The organism is Leucothrix pacifica (genome assembly GCF_003172875.1).
In the GTDB taxonomy this organism is placed as follows: Bacteria; Pseudomonadota; Gammaproteobacteria; order Thiotrichales; family Thiotrichaceae; genus Leucothrix; species Leucothrix pacifica.
This window is the reverse complement of the sequence record NZ_QGKM01000086.1, coordinates 1-16813: the sequence shown is the minus strand read 5'-3', so window position 1 is coordinate 16813 and position 16813 is coordinate 1. Positions and strand designations below refer to the sequence as shown.

18 protein-coding genes and 1 pseudogene are annotated in these 16813 nt (G+C 46.7%); 7 read left to right on the top strand and 12 right to left on the bottom strand.

Annotated features, from left to right (window positions below):
* Window positions 1-118: 118 nt before the first annotated feature.
* Both DKW60_RS20835 and DKW60_RS20830 read right to left on the bottom strand, forming a co-directional pair.
* A complete protein-coding gene (locus DKW60_RS20835) occupies window positions 119-1084 on the bottom strand; it encodes a hypothetical protein (protein WP_109839595.1) in 966 nt (321 codons plus the stop codon).
* Window positions 1085-1178: 94 nt separating this feature from the next.
* Window positions 1179-1586 carry a DUF6524 family protein gene (locus DKW60_RS20830; protein WP_109839594.1) on the bottom strand — a complete coding sequence of 136 codons (408 nt, stop codon included), beginning with the start codon at window positions 1584-1586 and terminating at the stop codon, window positions 1179-1181.
* A gap of 213 nt (window positions 1587-1799) precedes the next feature.
* Here DKW60_RS20830 and chrA point away from each other — a divergent pair, with 213 nt between their 5' ends.
* Together chrA and DKW60_RS20820 are read left to right on the top strand one after the other, a co-directional pair.
* On the top strand, window positions 1800-2948 hold the full coding sequence (gene chrA, locus DKW60_RS20825) for a chromate efflux transporter (protein WP_109839593.1): 1149 nt from the start codon (window positions 1800-1802) through the stop codon (window positions 2946-2948).
* A 97-nt stretch (window positions 2949-3045) separates the two neighbouring features.
* Complete coding sequence (locus DKW60_RS20820; protein WP_109839592.1) at window positions 3046-3282, top strand: DUF1059 domain-containing protein; 237 nt, start codon at window positions 3046-3048, stop codon at window positions 3280-3282.
* A gap of 74 nt (window positions 3283-3356) precedes the next feature.
* Here DKW60_RS20820 and DKW60_RS20815 read toward each other — a convergent pair whose 3' ends face one another.
* Together DKW60_RS20815 and DKW60_RS20810 are read right to left on the bottom strand one after the other, a co-directional pair.
* Window positions 3357-4208, bottom strand: coding sequence for a transglutaminase family protein (locus DKW60_RS20815; RefSeq protein ID WP_109839591.1), 852 nt, complete (start codon window positions 4206-4208; stop codon window positions 3357-3359).
* Window positions 4209-4268: 60 nt separating this feature from the next.
* Window positions 4269-4718: a methylglyoxal synthase gene (locus tag DKW60_RS20810; protein WP_109839590.1), complete on the bottom strand. Its 450-nt coding sequence runs from the start codon at window positions 4716-4718 to the stop codon at window positions 4269-4271.
* A 195-nt stretch (window positions 4719-4913) separates the two neighbouring features.
* On the opposite strand from DKW60_RS20810, the gene DKW60_RS20805 reads away from it, so the two are divergent.
* From DKW60_RS20805 to DKW60_RS20790, 4 genes are all read left to right on the top strand, one after another.
* Entirely contained in the window at window positions 4914-5885 is a 972-nt protein-coding gene (locus DKW60_RS20805; protein WP_109839589.1) for a DMT family transporter, read from the top strand.
* 27 nt (window positions 5886-5912) lie between these two features.
* Complete coding sequence (locus DKW60_RS20800) at window positions 5913-6965, top strand: phytanoyl-CoA dioxygenase family protein (RefSeq protein ID WP_109839588.1); 1053 nt, start codon at window positions 5913-5915, stop codon at window positions 6963-6965.
* Window positions 6966-7106: 141 nt separating this feature from the next.
* On the top strand, window positions 7107-8114 hold the full coding sequence (gene alc / locus DKW60_RS20795) for an allantoicase (protein WP_109839587.1): 1008 nt from the start codon (window positions 7107-7109) through the stop codon (window positions 8112-8114).
* 38 nt (window positions 8115-8152) lie between these two features.
* Complete coding sequence (locus tag DKW60_RS20790) at window positions 8153-8662, top strand: ureidoglycolate lyase (RefSeq protein ID WP_109839586.1); 510 nt, start codon at window positions 8153-8155, stop codon at window positions 8660-8662.
* 73 nt (window positions 8663-8735) lie between these two features.
* Here the strand turns inward: DKW60_RS20790 and DKW60_RS20785 are convergent, their stop codons facing one another.
* Complete coding sequence (locus tag DKW60_RS20785; RefSeq protein ID WP_109839585.1) at window positions 8736-10070, bottom strand: MBL fold metallo-hydrolase; 1335 nt, start codon at window positions 10068-10070, stop codon at window positions 8736-8738.
* A gap of 91 nt (window positions 10071-10161) precedes the next feature.
* Between DKW60_RS20785 and DKW60_RS20780 the strand changes: the two genes are divergently transcribed.
* A complete protein-coding gene (locus DKW60_RS20780; RefSeq protein WP_219988861.1) occupies window positions 10162-10605 on the top strand; it encodes a DUF1499 domain-containing protein in 444 nt (147 codons plus the stop codon).
* 68 nt (window positions 10606-10673) lie between these two features.
* Here DKW60_RS20780 and DKW60_RS20775 read toward each other — a convergent pair whose 3' ends face one another.
* The 7 genes and pseudogenes from DKW60_RS20775 to DKW60_RS24415 form a co-directional block, all read right to left on the bottom strand.
* Window positions 10674-11264, bottom strand: a complete 591-nt coding sequence (locus DKW60_RS20775) for a cob(I)yrinic acid a,c-diamide adenosyltransferase (protein WP_109839584.1) — start codon at window positions 11262-11264, stop codon at window positions 10674-10676.
* A 10-nt stretch (window positions 11265-11274) separates the two neighbouring features.
* The gene (locus DKW60_RS20770; RefSeq protein WP_109839583.1) at window positions 11275-12096 is read right to left on the bottom strand and encodes a helical backbone metal receptor; all 822 of its coding nucleotides are present in this window, start codon (window positions 12094-12096) and stop codon (window positions 11275-11277) included.
* 75 nt (window positions 12097-12171) lie between these two features.
* Window positions 12172-13953, bottom strand: a complete 1782-nt coding sequence (locus DKW60_RS20765) for an acyl-CoA dehydrogenase C-terminal domain-containing protein (RefSeq protein WP_109839582.1) — start codon at window positions 13951-13953, stop codon at window positions 12172-12174.
* Between the two features lie 118 nt (window positions 13954-14071).
* A complete protein-coding gene (locus DKW60_RS20760; protein WP_109839581.1) occupies window positions 14072-14998 on the bottom strand; it encodes an electron transfer flavoprotein subunit alpha/FixB family protein in 927 nt (308 codons plus the stop codon).
* A 2-nt stretch (window positions 14999-15000) separates the two neighbouring features.
* Window positions 15001-15750, bottom strand: a complete 750-nt coding sequence (locus tag DKW60_RS20755; RefSeq protein WP_109839580.1) for an electron transfer flavoprotein subunit beta/FixA family protein — start codon at window positions 15748-15750, stop codon at window positions 15001-15003.
* Between the two features lie 26 nt (window positions 15751-15776).
* Window positions 15777-16427, bottom strand: coding sequence for a TetR/AcrR family transcriptional regulator (locus DKW60_RS20750; protein WP_146203542.1), 651 nt, complete (start codon window positions 16425-16427; stop codon window positions 15777-15779).
* A gap of 126 nt (window positions 16428-16553) precedes the next feature.
* A pseudogene (locus tag DKW60_RS24415) lies at window positions 16554-16813 on the bottom strand (IS5/IS1182 family transposase); the annotation flags it as partial.

Here is a 16813-nt window from a genome sequence, read left to right as displayed (position 1 = left end):
ATCTTTCAAGCGATTGCCCTGCCGATATCATCAGCTGTAACACCGGACTCCTTACATTGAGGTAGTCCGGTACTTCACAACTTATTAACGAAACATGTCATTAGATGCGTGAGCGGCATTACGACTTGGTACTATCTGACTTAGGCTTAACAAGGCCGTCAATTTTGTAAATCACCCGCCCGACTTTCTCAGCATCATCTTCCATTTTTTCTAGCTCACTCTCTGGCAACGTCTCTTCCAGTTCCGCTAAGTCCGGTGCGTCTTCCAGATCAGACCGATCTGACTCATCGGATGTTTTCGCCGAAGCGGCTACCTCTCCCATCATCTCTTTTTTCTTATTCACATGCTGATGAATCCGTTCACTAAACAGATTCACATTCTGATCTACATGCTGGTCGATGATACGATCTTTATGCCGTTTGTAATGCCGCCATTTCCATTTAATGGTGATACGTAGCCGGCGAATTCCTGCACCAATAATGGGAAGCTTTTCCATGTAGGTGACAAAGATGGTGATGATGATGTAATCAATATATGGCTGTATCCAGCTTCGCCAAATATTCTGAAAGAATACGAAAAAAGACAGCAAGAGCTTCAGCATCATGGTTAATAACTTAGCCAGAGAGAAGCTCTTGAGCAACAGGGTGATTGCATTCCAAAAACCAACCATCCATAACAACAGAGAAGCGGGCACTGAGCCAAAAATAACGGTGTAAAGCTTCTGCCACCAAGTTGAGGCCTTAAATATTCTCCAACGCACTTTGAGATAACGCGTTAAGGGGTGAATCAGTGGCTTAACGATGCGTTCTTGAAAGAAGCCAGTAACTGCATTGATGATGGCGCGTTTACTGAGTGCCAACGAGGTACTAAGGAACACCTTTTTCCATGCAATGGTGGCAATAGAAACAATACCTTCCTGAAAAAAGAACTGTTTAAGCACGACCAATATTTTAAATAACGACTTTTTAGCAAGGAGCATCACCAGTAAAATAATGTTCCAAAGAAACTCATCGAAAATAACCGATAAAACAACACCGATACACAGCAGCAAAGTAATGATTAATTTGACTTTATTACTCAGCACACTGCCTCCTTATGCATCGATTGTTGCTTATTCTGAAATCGGCTTACCTCTTGATAGTGAGATTGTTTTATCGGGTGGGAATGTAGAGACTTCTTTACTCTGACTCCACATCATCAACACTACGGGTTCTGAACATTGAGTACTTAAGACGTGGGTAAAACATTCCCCACAAGAAGAAGGCATATAACAAAGCAATGATGTACCAGGACGTGGTGTAGTCATTCAGGAACGCGCCCATGGTAAAGGCAAGGAAAGTACCAAAGCCTGCCAATAACAGGAAAATCAACTTGCCCATAAACTCTGTGGCACGCCATGCAGACCAGAAGAAAAACAAAACAATACAAGCCAATACACAACCGATTAATGCCATTACGCCGCTCTGTGTATCAACTGCCCAAGGGAAATTGACCGCATAGTGAAAATAGCTTAACCCAGTCGGGTTAATAAGTGCGACTAGTGCGCACAAAGCGATGACTGTAAATAGCTTACCGAAGATGGCCATTAATTCTGTAACTCCATTATTAATATAATATTGATGGCAATATTACCGACGTCCCGCCGATAAATGTTTGTATATATTATAGATACTTATGCGCCACAAGGGAATATAAACCGACGAAAATCGATCCGTTCATCATGACGTCAAGGTGTTGTTATAAATCAGTCATCTGTATGATATTGGCAGAACTTTTACCAACATGCAGGACTCTGAAACATGCAGACACTCTTGGAGATATTTTGGCGATTCCTGGCATTAGGCTGTGTCAGCTTTGGCGGACCAGCAGCGCATATGGGATATTTTCAAAAAGCATTTGTGCAAAAACTTAAATGGATCGATGACGAGTCTTATGCGCGCTTAATTTCGCTGAGTCAGTTTCTACCCGGCCCGGGGTCCAGTCAGGTCGGATTTGCCATTGGGTTACGTCGTGGTGGGGTGGCTGGTGGCGTGGCTGCATTTTTAGGATTCACGCTTCCCTCATTTATCCTCATGTACTTATTAGCCAGCAGTGCGGTTAGTCAAACAGATAATCAATGGTTCGCCGGCATGGTGCACGGCCTCAAACTCTTGGCGGTTGTCGTGGTCGCTGATGCAACACTGAGCATGTTCAGGAGCTTCTGCAAAACAACCATAACGATTAGCATTGCAGTAATGACTGCCGCTACCTTATTGATTTTCCCTAGCTTATGGACGCAGATGGCAGTCCTCGTCGTTGCTGCTGTAGCCGGCTTGGTATTACATACACCTGCCAATACAATCTCACCCCAAACAGCCACCATCAAATGGGGCGTGATTGGGGTATTTACGCTGTTGTTTATCACCCTGCCTATTGCCGCAATCTGGTCTCCATTATTAACGCTAGTCTCGGACTTCTATCAGTCCGGTAGCTTGGTGTTTGGTGGTGGTCATGTGGTGCTGCCACTATTACAGCAGTCGCTGGGTGATACAGTATCACCTGACCGCTTTCTGACGGGTTACGCCGCCGCTCAGGCAGTGCCTGGCCCTATGTTTACACTGGCTACCTTCTTAGGTGCTGACCTTATGCCTGCCAATCCTTTTATTGGTGCCCTACTGGCAACACTAGCGGTGTTTTTACCGGGGTTCTTATTAGTCATCAGTTTGCAGGATGCCTGGGAATCTCTTGCTGAAAACCCGAAGGTCGCAGGAGCAATTTGGGGAATCAATGCCTCAGTCGTTGGTTTACTGATGGCTGCTTTGTATCAACCAGTATTTGCCAGCGCCGTGACGCAACCATTGCATATGGCCTTAGTCATTGTGGGCTTCTTCGTTTTACGCACCTTTAAGATTCCTATTTTGCTATTGGTGGCTGGATTTATTGCAGCAGGATTATTGTTACCTCTGTAATCGGTAGTGAGTGGTGCAAATGTCAAAAACTTGCATTTAGCAGCTCAGCCATTAATCATAAGCGCCATAACTACACTTTCAAAACGAGGAGATCAACATGAAAACAATGACTTGCAAGCAACTAGCGGGCGCATGTGATAAAACCTTTAGCGCAGAAACCTTTGAGGAAATGGCCGAGCTAAGCAAACAGCACGGTATGGAAATGTTTCAGGCGCAGGATGAAGCGCACTTAAAAGCCATGTCGGATATGCAAACGCTTATGAGCAAACCGGGGGCGATGGAAGCGTGGTTTGAGTCGAAACGTCAGGAGTTCGAAGCATTACCGGAAGACTAAGCGGGTGTTTCTAAAAATTATTGTATGCACCTGACACAGCAACCGGCAGGTAACTAAACAATGGCAGTTGCGGATTAGCACTCACTAACCCACACGCCAACATCCATACTCGACTCCGCACTACCAGCGTATGTACCGGCAATAGGCGGTACTGCCTCAGCCGAGCGTGATACCGCAACCGGAATATGATCCGATCCGACGATATCCCCAATCGTTGGATCAAAGCCTTTCCAGCCACCACCCGGAAGGTAAACCTCCGCCCATGCATGTGTCGATCCATCCTGATCAGCCATTAGCGGCGCATGAAGGTATCCACTCACGAAACGTGCCGCCAGCCCTAAACATTTAGCCGCTTCCATTAGCAATAGTGCAAAATCGCGGCAGGATCCGGAACCTAGCGCCAGCGTTTCCATTGGCGACTGTACGCCCGGCTCTTCACGCATTTTGTAAACCATATTTTTATAAATATAAACGGTCAAGCGCTGCAGTAATGTATAGCTCTGTACTGATTCTCCAGACTTCCAACTATGAAAAATCCAGTTATTTAACACCTCTCTGGTTTTATGATCAGGCAAAATGCGATACGGCGACAGTAGGATCTGGTCATCCTCAGTGTATGAAAATGGGTAGTCAATCGCGTAATCCGCCACAATAAAATCTAGTGGGGACTCATTGTACTGCTGCACAATCACTTCACTTTCGATCGATAATTGCTGCGTTGGCTGAGTAAAGTTGGCGGTAGCCACCGAGTTACCTTCAACGCCCCGGTGCCAGAACAAACGGGCATCGGGCGATATTTTCAACGAAAAGGATTCAATTCTGAGCTCATGGTCTTCGCGTGGTCGTACCAACAGATGATGCGCCCCCAAAGTCACAACGTCAGTGTAATTGTAGAATGTACGATGGATAATTTTATATCGTTTCATGGTGACACTGACCTGCTTATAATGACTTAGTTCGAAGGCTCAACTGATCTTAATGAGTGATCAGCTAATCTCACGGTGTAAGTAATCTTCGAACTGCTCAGAGACATCCTCACCGCCTGGTGCTTTTTCCGGATGATCAAAATAAGGGCTGCTGATCATATAGTTAGCTGTACTTGGATTGCAGGCTATAGGGATATCATAAACCGTTGCCAAGCGGACCAAAGCCTTGATGTCAGAGTCGTGAGGCTGCGGTGTCATGGGATCCTGAAAGAAAAATAAAGCATCCAGCTGACCTTCAGCGATCATTGCGCCAAGCTGCTGGTCACCACCTAGCGGACCACTTTTGACCGCGGTGATATCAAGCTCAGGCACATAACTGAGTAACAACTTTCCGGTGGTTCCGGTAGCAACTATCTTACGGCCCTTAAATTGCTCTTGGTTTTTTTCTACCCATTCACACAACTCAGTTTTCATTCGATCGTGTGCAACCATTGCGACTGATTTTTTCATTTTTATCTCCAAATACTATTACTCAGAATATTACATCAATTATTAGTTGATCATCTTTTTACAACTAGATTACAAAACCCAAATAAATATTAATAAAAAATTACTTGTGGTTATTTAAAGACCACTGAAAGACTATAAATACCTCAATTTCGGAAATAGTCATGCAAAAACAATTATTTGTCCTATTTTAGTTAAATGGACAATATAAGACATATATCAATAAATTTGGGACTGACCAATATTGAAACAATATTCCTTGCTCTGCTATTTGTCATTCTGTGGAGCTCCGGATGGATTGGTTCCAAGTATACACTCGACTACATGGGTACATTCACATTACTCATGTGGCGATACTTATTTGTTGTTGCCACCTTAGTTGTATTGGTCAGCCTGTTCCGGTCGTGGCGTCGGATTCATAAAAGCGATTTACTATCCCATATATTGGTCGGTATTTTATCACATGCGGTTTATTTATCGGCAAGCCTCAGTGCGGTTGATATGGGCGTTTCAGCGGGAATGACTGCGTTCACATTAACCCTGCAACCGTTACTCGCTGCTGTAATTTCATCTCCAATGACGCATGAAAAAGTCACCCTGAGACAATGGCTGGGGCTTGCCATTGGTTTAATAGCCGTCGTTTTGGTCATAGGTGATCGCTTATCACTGGGCGGCTCACCTTTTGCATACAGCTTACTGCTGGTATCTACTATGGGCATTACCATGGCAACCATGATCGACCGTCGCGTGGAGGTTCAACACCAGAAGGAACAGCGCCCTCCCATTCCGATGTTATTAAAACTATTGATCCACTGCTCAGCTGCCGCTGTGGTACTTATTCCACTGGCCGGTTTTTTTGAAGGCTTCCAGGCACAGTGGCGACCAGAGGTATTTCTGTCTATTGCATGGTTAAGCTGGGTGGTGACACTGTCGGCATACGGTTTATTTTTTGTTTTATTACGGAGAATGTCAGCAACCAAAGTATCCAGTCTCATGTACCTATCACCACCAGTGACCATGTTAATCGCCTATGTTGTTTTCGGTGAACAACTCTCAAACATCGACTACCTCGGTTTAATTATCGCTGGGATTGCCGTTGTGATCGTCACCAGCCCAGGGGCGAAAAACGAATATACATCTTACTCACCTCGCAACGTCCGTGAACACTGACAGAGACCATGTAACACAAGGCCACGGATGCTATTATTAGCATTACACCGTTATCGTAATGACATTATGGCCATCCCAACACTTGTTAAAAACACACTCATGACACCCGTCTGGATCGTGCAATTATTCAGCACTGCGAAGTCATTTGATGACCATCCGATCATTGGCAACCGCCTATTAAATCGCATGGGTCTGCATGTTGGCCGCGTCATTCTTGCACATGGAATCATGGGGTTTCGTATGTGGCTACTCGGGTTTTCTCTGTCGAAAGAAGACCGCCAGCTTTACCGGAAAAACGGCTACCTGTTAAAAACGAATTTCTTAAGCGATGATGACTTTAAACAACTAGAACAAGAAGCACGCCACTATAACGGCGAAACCCGCGAAGGCCGCCAAGGCAATACATTGACGCAACGCGCGGTGATGTCGCAGGAGGCACAGAAACTCGTACCGGCTATTGCCAAGCTAATAAACTCAAAAGCATTGCGTCATCTGGCGCAATACACGGCCGGGCATTGCCGTGCACCGTTTTACTACATTGAAAACGTTAAAAACCACTACGCTGAAGGCGAGGAAGACCCTCAAAAAAGCTTTCATACCGATACCTTTCATCCCACTATGAAGTGCTGGTTTTTTATTGATGAAGTCACTGCAGAAAATGGCCCGTTTACCTATATTCCGGGGTCTAACCGACTAAGCAAGGCACGCCTTAAGGCAGAATACCGCAAAAGTGTTGAAGGTAAAGATCAGGCGATCCGTTATGCACGCCGCGGTTCAATGCGCTATAACGATGAGGAAATCGCTGCGCTGGGTTTAGCAGATCCTGTTGCGATGACTGTACCCCCTAACACCTTGGTCATTGCCAATACTTTTGGCATTCACAAGCGAACAGAATCCGGAAAAAGTACTCGTCTGTCTATTTATGGCGACAGTCGCACCAACCCATTTATTCCACTGCCCGGCATTCCAAGCCGCCTGATTGATCGCTGGCAATATGTACTACTCGATCAATTCAGAAAACATGCGGATAACAAAGCAGCCAAGCGAGGTGGGCAATCTCCATGGTATTTAATTCGCTAGAAGCAGCCAGAATTGATAGACCACAAGGGGGTTGCCGGTAAAGACTCCTTAATTAGTGATTCCTTATCACTCCCGTCGCTAAAAAACCTGCTAAACTGATTTTCCAACAACATATGCCATCGAGTTTAAGGAATACTATTTATGCAGAATTTTTCTGAAGTCTGGCCAAACCTGGCCTCTGCTAAAGCCGGTGCTGAAGCCATATTTGCCAGTGATGATTTTTTTGCTGATAAAGCCAGAATGCTGGACGATGCTGACCCCGTTTTCATCGATGGTAAATACGACACGAACGGAAAATGGATGGATGGCTGGGAGTCCAGACGTAAGCGTGTATCCGGTTACGACTACTGTATCGTTCGACTGGCTCAGGCTGGTCTCATTCACGGCGTGAATCTTGATACCACACATTTTACGGGAAACTACCCCCCTGCGGCGTCATTAGAAGCCTGCTATTGCGCATCCGGCGATCCGGATGACTCAGCGCAGTGGCAAGAGATTCTTAGCGCGGTGAATCTACAAGGCAATAGCCATCACCTGCACGACATTCAGAGTAATCAGGTGTTTACTCATCTCAGATTGAATATTTATCCTGATGGTGGCATCGCGCGCCTGCGAGTGTATGGACAGGTACATTGTGATTGGTCGCAACGTGATCCTCTGGCTCAATATGACCTACTGGCAATGGAAAACGGTGGACGCGCTATCGCCTGGAACGATGCGCACTTCGGACATCCACGCAACCTGCTGGGACAAGGTCGCGGTGTGAATATGGGTGATGGCTGGGAAACTCGCCGTCGGCGCGAACCGGGCAATGACTGGTGTATCCTGCAACTAGGACATGCCGGTATCATTGAGGAAATCACTGTTGATACCGCTCACTTCAAAGGTAATTATCCCGATCGCTGCTCGATTCAAGCGGCAAACGTCATCGGTGGCACGGACGAATCACTGATTACACAAAGCATGTTTTGGCCGGTATTACTGCCGGAACAGTCACTGCAAATGGACCATATTCATACTTTTGCTGAGCAAATTGCGGCGCTAGGTGAAGTCACTCATGTGCGTTTGAATATCATTCCGGATGGTGGTGTCAGCCGCTTGCGTTTGATGGGCAAGCTTGCGAATTCTGCCAAAACTGTGTTGGTATAATTTCCTATTTTGAACGATATCTGCTTTCGAGATCATTTATGAGCCAGCCAATTACTTTAACCATAGAACCGCTAACGCAAACAGCTTTTGCCCCATACGGCGACGTTATTGAGACCGAAGACCGCGACTCAATGCCGATGAATGCAGGCATGGCGCAACGTTTTCATGCATTGGCAGATGTCGATGTAATCGGCGAGGAAGGTCGTGGTATTATCAGTTTAGTCGAAGCGAAACTCTTTGAAATGCCCAAAACAGTTACCTTTGTTGAGCGACACCCACTGGGGAGTCAGGCGTTTATTCCGATGGATGACACACCGTTTTTGGTCGTGGTTGCTCCGCCAACTGACAAAGTTGATTTAAACCAGATGAAGGCGTTTATTACCAATGGCCGTCAGGGTATCAATTATCATCGCGGAACCTGGCACCATGTCTTATTGACACCGTTTGCACCGATGCGGTTTATTTGTGTGGACCGGGCAGGCAAAGGCAATAATTGTGAAGAATTTTGGTTTAGTGAGGGTGAGCAACCGTATTTAAGCCAATCATAAATCCGGAGATTGCTGACTGACTCAATAAGCGGTTCAAATCATCGGCTGAATTGATTATAGGCAAACGAGTCAATCAAACCTCTGCCAAACCCAACTTCTTCAAATGCTGGCGTACATTCTGATGCGCCAGCGGTACCAGCTTCTGATCAAGCTCAGGGTACATCGCATTCACCAATGCATCTTCACGTAATCCCGCATTATAGAAGTCTAAAATCTGCTGCTCACGAACTTCCCGGTGTTTGAGCGTTTTTTCTAACAAGTGAATGCCGCCCATCGGCAAGCCATGCGACGGAATCACCACGTCGGGGTTTAATCGAATCACACGCTTGAGTGTTTTAAAGTATTCCGACATATCACCTTCCGGCTCCGGAATGACCACGGTTGTACCCGGCTCGACCAAGTCCGCCACGTAAAACCAAGCCAGACTCTCCGGTGCCAAACCTACCATGCCGTCGTCATGCCCTGGTAGTTCATGGCAAATCACCGGATGCCCTAACCACTGCGTAATCACATCATCCTGCTTGATATACTGAACCTCTATCCCATCAAAATAGGATGATCCAAAACGCTCAAGAATGCGCAACTCCGTGTTACGGGTACAAATAATCGGTACGTCCAAATCAAGCGCCAGATCCGTAGCGCGCTCATGATGATCCGGGTGGTGATGTGTTAATAAAATAGCATCGGGTAGTTGATTACTTAGGGTATTTTTCAGGCATTGCAGTGCTTCATCCGATGCAGGTGACGGGTCGGTGAGTATACGCAGACTGCCATCATCACCCAGTAACAAAGCGTTAGTGCTAGTGGCTGGTGGTAAGGTATTCGAAGGCACTGGTAAAAAGCCTAAGCCATTCAAAAACTCTATGCAGGGCAGCTCATCGTCAGGAAATACTTCACTAAAAGGCTCTGTTGAGGTAACGCTAATGTCCAAAGCTAATGCCTTGATGGCATGCATATTAGGCCGCACCATCAGGGACTCACCTAATAAGTAGTCCTGCCAAAGTGCAACCGCTGGCTTCCACTCACAGGAGTGAATCTCGCCACTGTCTGGAATAAAGGAAGGCTTTTTGCTTAATTCAATCTTATAAAAGTGGGCATTGAAACGTACTTTTTGAAAAGGGGGAGTCAGCGCTGTACCAAACTTACTGATGCGGCGCACCTGTTGAAGACGCACCGCCTCAACCAAGTCAAACGCAAGCTCTTCCTCTAACTCACGAACTAATGCCCCTATCTCAACCGCGGGAAATCCTTCAAATAATGGATGCTCAATTGCGTAGCTTTCATCACCGGCATCCACCTTGCCACCCGGAAAAGCAGTGTACCCCGGAAATGCCCGCAAGTAGATCTGTCGCCTTATGCTAAAAACTTCATCATCATGTGTAAATATCGCGGCTACTGCATCACGCATTATGGCGTCCCATCGGTTGGAAATTATTTGAAAACAGACAATTAGACTATATTATCAGTTTATCTTTTTAGCTTTTCAGGCTGTTTATTTAATGAAAATTTTATTGTCCATTATCGTCATTTTAGTACTGGTAGTTTGCGCATATTTTGCCTATTTGTCGATGAACGAAACCGCACCGGATACCAGTTTAATCGACGGTAAACTCCGCCCCTGTCCATCTACACCTAATTGTGTGAGCAGTGAAACAACGGGGGAGAAGTTTATTGAGCCATTTAAGGCAACTGCTGATCTTCAACTGGGTGACTTGTGGGATTCAACGATAAAGCGGATCGTTGAGCAAGGCGGAAACATTCAAACACAAGAAGATGACTATGTCTGGGCCACCTTCCAGTCTAGCCTATTCAAATTCACTGACGATGTCGAGTTACGACGTGACAATGAAGCGAACATCATCCACGTTCGTTCAGGGTCTCGTTCTGGTAAATCAGACCTTGGTGTGAATCGTAAGCGCGTTGAGGCGCTTAGAGTCAAATAATAAACAGCGCCCCTCGGTAGGACTACTGGAGGGCAAGCAGTGCTAATTTGCTGCACTGCTTGCTCTTTTTAAATAGTAGTCCGGTGACTCGACCACATAATCTCATCGCTACCAGCCCGCTTGTTAAGTAATCGTCCGATAGTAAACAATAGGTCTGACAAGCGATTCACGTACTTACTAGCCCCTGTCAACTGCGCCTCACTGACCGAATCAAAACTAGTATCCGTTTCCTGATAATACTGGTTTAGCGTGACCAGACAACGCTCCACGCGTCGGCATACCGCACGTGTTTTCTGAGCCAGAGCCGCGGCCTGCGTCCCACCCGGTAATATAAATTCTTTAAGCGGTGAGAGCTCTTCATTATAGCGGTCGATCAATTCTTCAAGCGCATCCACTCTGGCTGCAGTAAAGCCATCAAACTCAGGATAAGACAGCATGCCTCCTAAATTGAATAAATCGTGCTGAATACCCTGCAATTGCTGATTAATATCGTCATCATCACTAAACGCCACAATCACGCCGATATCTGAGTTGAGTTCATCCACTTCCCCAATCGCCTGAATCAACGGATCATTTTTGTTCAAACGGATATCACCAGAAATGCCAGTCGTGCCATTATCACCGGTACGGGTATAGACTTTTGAAATACGATTTCCCACGGGTAAACCTCTAAAATTGCATGCGCAGTTGGCGCAAATAAGCTGCGGTTCGCAACAATTGACTGCCATACCATGAAAATGGCATCGCATCGACTAGTATAATTTTTTGATCCGGCAAGGCTTGCTGAAATGCTGCCAGATGCTTTTCTCTGAAAGGATAGGGTTCACTGGACAGCAACACGACCTCAGCATCGCTATCCCTCACCGATTCCAGTTCAATTTCCGGATATCGCTTGAGCCCTGAAAACACATTAACCATGCCGCCAAGCTTGAGCACTTCATCAATAAAAGTACCACCTGCCGCGACCATATAAGGTTTTTGCCATATGAAGTAAGCAACGTTGACCAGAGGGATAAATTGCTTTGCGGGAGTGTTCAGCAGTGGTGTGCTTGCCTGACCGGGGTCAGTAGAGACCGTTTTTCTCAGATCATCAAATTGCGTTTCAATCTTCGATGCCATGTCGTTGGCGGCAATACTCCTGCCAGACAACAGCCCAATTTGCCGAATCATGGCTAAAGAGTCATCCAGTGTGACAATGTCGCTCATCCAGACAGGATAGTCCTGTGCCAACTGATCGATACCTGCGGGATAATTCTCTTCTTTATTACCGATAATCAAGTCAGGTTTTAAGGCAGCGATCACCCCAAAATCAAACTTCTTTGTCCCACCGATCTTGGCCACTTTGGCGGCTGCTTCCGGTGGCTCTGTACAAAATTTCGTGACCCCAACCACCGACTGCCCTGCACCAATCGCAAACAACAACTCTGTTTGTGAGGGAACCAGAGACACGATCCGTAATGCAGGAAGATGCAGCGATACTTCACGCTGCATCTGGTCTTTAAGCCGCCTCAGCCCATTAACTGGCGAACGGCTAGCATCGCTATCATGAGTCACTGAATAAGGGGTTTAGAATGCATCAGCATCCATTGCCATAATGCTATCAGCACCACTCATTACCGCTGTTTTATGGGCCAATGCACGCGGCAATATTTGCTCGATGTAGAACTGTGCAGTGCTAACTTTGCTGCTGTAGAAAGTATCGGAGTCACCCTCATCAATTTTAGCCCGCGCAGCAATCGCCGACTTAAGCATCAACCAACCACCGGTTAGTACACCCATACACATCATGTAATTAAACGCTGCGGAAGATGCCGCATTTGGATCCTCATTACCACTAAACATCAGGTAATGAGTCGCATCTTCAAACGCATTTAATGCTTCAGAAAAACCACGTCGCCAGCCACTACCCTCTTCAAAGTGAGACTCCAATGTGATTTCAAATTCACGTAGCTCAGCAATAAACTCGCCTGCTGTTTCGCCACGGTCACGCAGTAATTTACGACCCACCAGATCATTAGCCTGAATGCCGTTGGTTCCTTCATAAATCGGGAAAATACGCGCATCACGCATATACTGCTCAGCACCGGTTTCTTGCATAAAGCCCATGCCACCGTGCACTTGTACACCGAGAGACGTCACCTCCATGCCTACTTCAGTACACCACGCTTTTGAAACAGGCGTCAATAAACCTAAGCGACGACTATAAAAGTTACGTTGATCCGCATCTTCCGAATGATGCGCAATATCATGTGCTGCTGAACACATAAAGGAAATCGCACGCGCAGCTTCCGTCATCGCACGCATATGCATCAACATACGACGCACGTCAGGATGATGAATGATGGCCACTTTACCTTCGTGCCCGAACGCCGTTCCCTGCTTACGCTCACGCGCATAGCTGACCGCACGCTGGTAAGCACGATCGGAAATACCAACACCCTGCATACCCACTTCCAAACGTGCATGGTTCATCATGGTAAACATGCAGGCCAAACCATTATTCGGCTCGCCAACCAGGTAGCCGATCGCGCCGTCATTATCACCAAAACTCATCACACAAGTCGGGCTGGCATGGATACCCATTTTATGTTCCAAAGAAATCGCATACGCATCGTTACGCTCACCCAAACTTCCATCCTCATTCACCATGTACTTTGGAACCAAGAACAAGGAAATACCCTTAACACCCTCTGGTGCATCTGGAAGACGTGCTAATACAAGGTGGATCACGTTCTCCGACATCTCATGGTCACCCCATGTGATGTAGATCTTCTGACCTTTGATACGATAATGATCACCTTCGGGCTTGGCCTGAGTTCTGACAGCGGCCAGATCAGAACCAGCCTGTGGCTCCGTCAGATTCATGGTACCCGTCCAGTTTCCACTGACCATGTGCTCAAGATAGATCGCATTTAACTCATCTGAACCATGCGCCAACAAGGCCTCAACTGCACCTGCAGTCAGCAATGGACACAAAGCGAATGAAGCATTAGACGCATTCCACATCTCAGTTGCCGCACTCTGCACCAAAAATGGAAGTCCCTGACCACCCACTTCTTCTGGGAAATTCACCGATGTCCAACCGCTTTCAGTGAATTGTTGGTACGCCTCTTTAAAGCCATCGGCTGCCTGCACTTTGCCATCGACCAACTTAGCGCCTTGTTGGTCACCACTGTAATTAATCGGGTCCAATACATTCGTCGCTAATTTGCCTGCTTCTTCCAGCACAGCCTCGACTAACTCAGGGGTGGCTTCTTCAAAGCCGGGGAATTTTGCGATTGCATTGATATCCGCCAACTCCTCCAAAACAAATTGAAGCTCTTTAATTGGGGCTGCATAAGTGGACATAAGATGATTCTCCGGGAACAACGAATAAGACGTAAACAGAAACCAGGTCTCTGTATTTTTATTGATTATAAATGAATACTGCCGGATGCGTGTGACATCCGGCAGTTTTTGCGCGGGATTAAAGCGCTTCTGTCATCGCAGGGACTGCATCGAACAAATCAGCAACCAGACCGTAGTCTGCTACCTGGAAGATTGGAGCATCTTCATCTTTGTTGATCGCGACGATCACTTTAGAGTCTTTCATACCAGCCAAATGCTGGATTGCGCCTGAGATACCAACCGCAATGTATAGGCCAGGTGCGACTACTTTACCCGTTTGACCAACCTGATAATCATTCGGTACGAAGCCTGCATCAACCGCTGCACGAGAAGCACCAACCGCTGCGCCTAACTTATCAGCCAGCGCTTCGATAATAGCGAAGTTCTCAGAGCTTCCTACACCACGGCCACCAGAAACAATCACATCTGCTGAAGCCAGTTCAGGACGATCAGACGTTGTCAGATCACGACCGACTAAACTGACTGCGCCAGACGCATCAGTCGCCGCCAGAGCTTCAACAGTCGCAGAACCACCTAACGTGTCTGCTGCTTCAAATGCAGTTGTACGAATCGTCAGTAGTTTTTTCGCATCGCTACTCTGAACCACTTCTAATGCATTACCGGCGTAAATCGGGTGAACGAAAGTATCCGCTGACTCAATCGCTGTTACATCAGAGATCTGCGATACATCCAGTAAAGCCGCTACACGAGGTAATAAGTTTTTACCATAAGTCGTCGCTGCGGTGACCACGTAGTCGTAATCCGCTGCAGTCGCAACCACCAGTGGGGTTAACTCTTCAGCGATGCCATTCTCATAATGTGCAGCATCTGCATGTAACACCTTAGAGACTCCAGCAACCTGCGCTGCTGCATCTGCCACGACCTGACTACCACTGCCGGCAACAAGAATTGTCACATCACCCAGCTGTGCCGCTGCAGTGACTGCGTTTAATACACTATCGTTGAGCGCTTCATTATTGTGCTCTGCAATTACTAATACACTCATTTCTAGATCACCCGTGCTTCGTTTTTCAGTTTCTCAATCAGCTCTTGAACATCAGCAACTTTAATACCTGCTTCACGCTCTGCTGGCGCTTCTACACGCAATACAGACAGACCTGATGATGTCTCAACACCCATCTCAGCAAGATCAATCGCCTCTAGTGGCTTCTTCTTAGCTTTCATGATGTTAGGCAGTTTAGGATAACGAGGCTCGTTCAAACGCAAGTCACTAGTCACAACTGCAGGCAGTGATAAAGACAGAGTCTCAAGACCGCCATCAATCTCACGCGTCAGCGCAGCCGCATCGCCGTCTAATTCAACCTTAGAGGCAAATGTACCCTGAGGCCAACCAAGTAATGCCGACAGCATCTGACCTGTTTGGTTGTTATCAGCATCGATCGATTGCTTGCCTGTGATTACAAGCTTAGGCGCTTCTTTCTCAACTACTTTAGCCAATACTTTAGCGATGGCTAAAGGACGAAGCTCGTCATCAGAAACAATGTGAATTGCACGATCCGCACCAATAGCCAATGCACTGCGCAAAGTCGCTTCACAGTCTTTATCACCGATAGTGACCACGACCACTTCGTCAGCCAGACCTTTTTCTTTAATTCGAATCGCTTCTTCTACCGCGATCTCACAGAAAGGATTGAGTGACTTTTTGACGTTGTCCGTCTCGACACCGCTATTATCACTTTTTACGCGAACGTTGACATAAGCATCAACCACTCGCTTTACAGGAACCAAAATTTTCACGCGCTCTATACTCCTCAACGGCGTTATCAGGGCTGAGCCACTAACAACACTTGCATGGTTTGTTTCAGATTTTCATGTAGCTGCCTAACTGCATCGATCGCTTCCGGCTGCAGCATCCACTGGTACAAAATACCAATCACTGTCGCGAGAAAAAGCTGGGCAACTGCCTCGGCATCGACAGTATCTTTGACACTGCCATCGTCTATTCCGTCTTGCACCCACTTCACAACATCCTGATGACGCCGCTGGTGGATTCTGATCATACTCTCTCTGACATCTGAGGTAGTGCTGACTGCGTCGAACCAGAGAAGATAAAAGGCTCTGCGGGTGATTGGCGCATCTACACAAAACTGGTAGTGCGCATCAATCGAGGCCGCAATGGCTTCATAGCCTGTCTTGCCCTCTGTAACGCTGCGTAATTCTTGTGACCATTCGTCACCGATCCGCTTTATCACGTAATTGAACAAGCCACCTTTCGATCCGAAACGGTAGCCTGCCAAGCCGCGACTATATCCCGCAGTCTCTCCCACGTCTTTGAGAGTGGTTTTTTCAGTACCTTTCTCAACAATCAGCGACACAGCAGCTTCGAACATCAAAGTATCAGACAAATCTGTACGCTCCGCATGCGTCATGCGAGAGCTTGCATCATTCCCAATACTCTGTCTCTTTTCAATCAAAACTATCTTAGCCTATTGCTGAGTAAATTTACTTGCTTGGAACAAGTGTAATTAGAACACTATTTTTTGTCAATATACTTGTTCGAAACAAGTCAATAATAATTAGTCGATCCTGATTAATACACTTTAGGCAGCCAGACTCGCTGAGTGACTGTCATCAACAACTGATTGTGGCTTTACTTGTGCTAAGAAAAGCCAATGTAGTTTTCGACTATTTAGCAAATACCAGGCAAAACAAAGCCACCTGAGTAGCTCGCGGATGTTCTGCCCGGCACCACATAGAATGACATTGATTGCATCACCTGTTTGGCCTTTCAGGTAGCAACGACCCAGCTGCCCATCTTGTTTTATATGGCCAATGATGGGCTCAATGCTGTTTCGCCGAT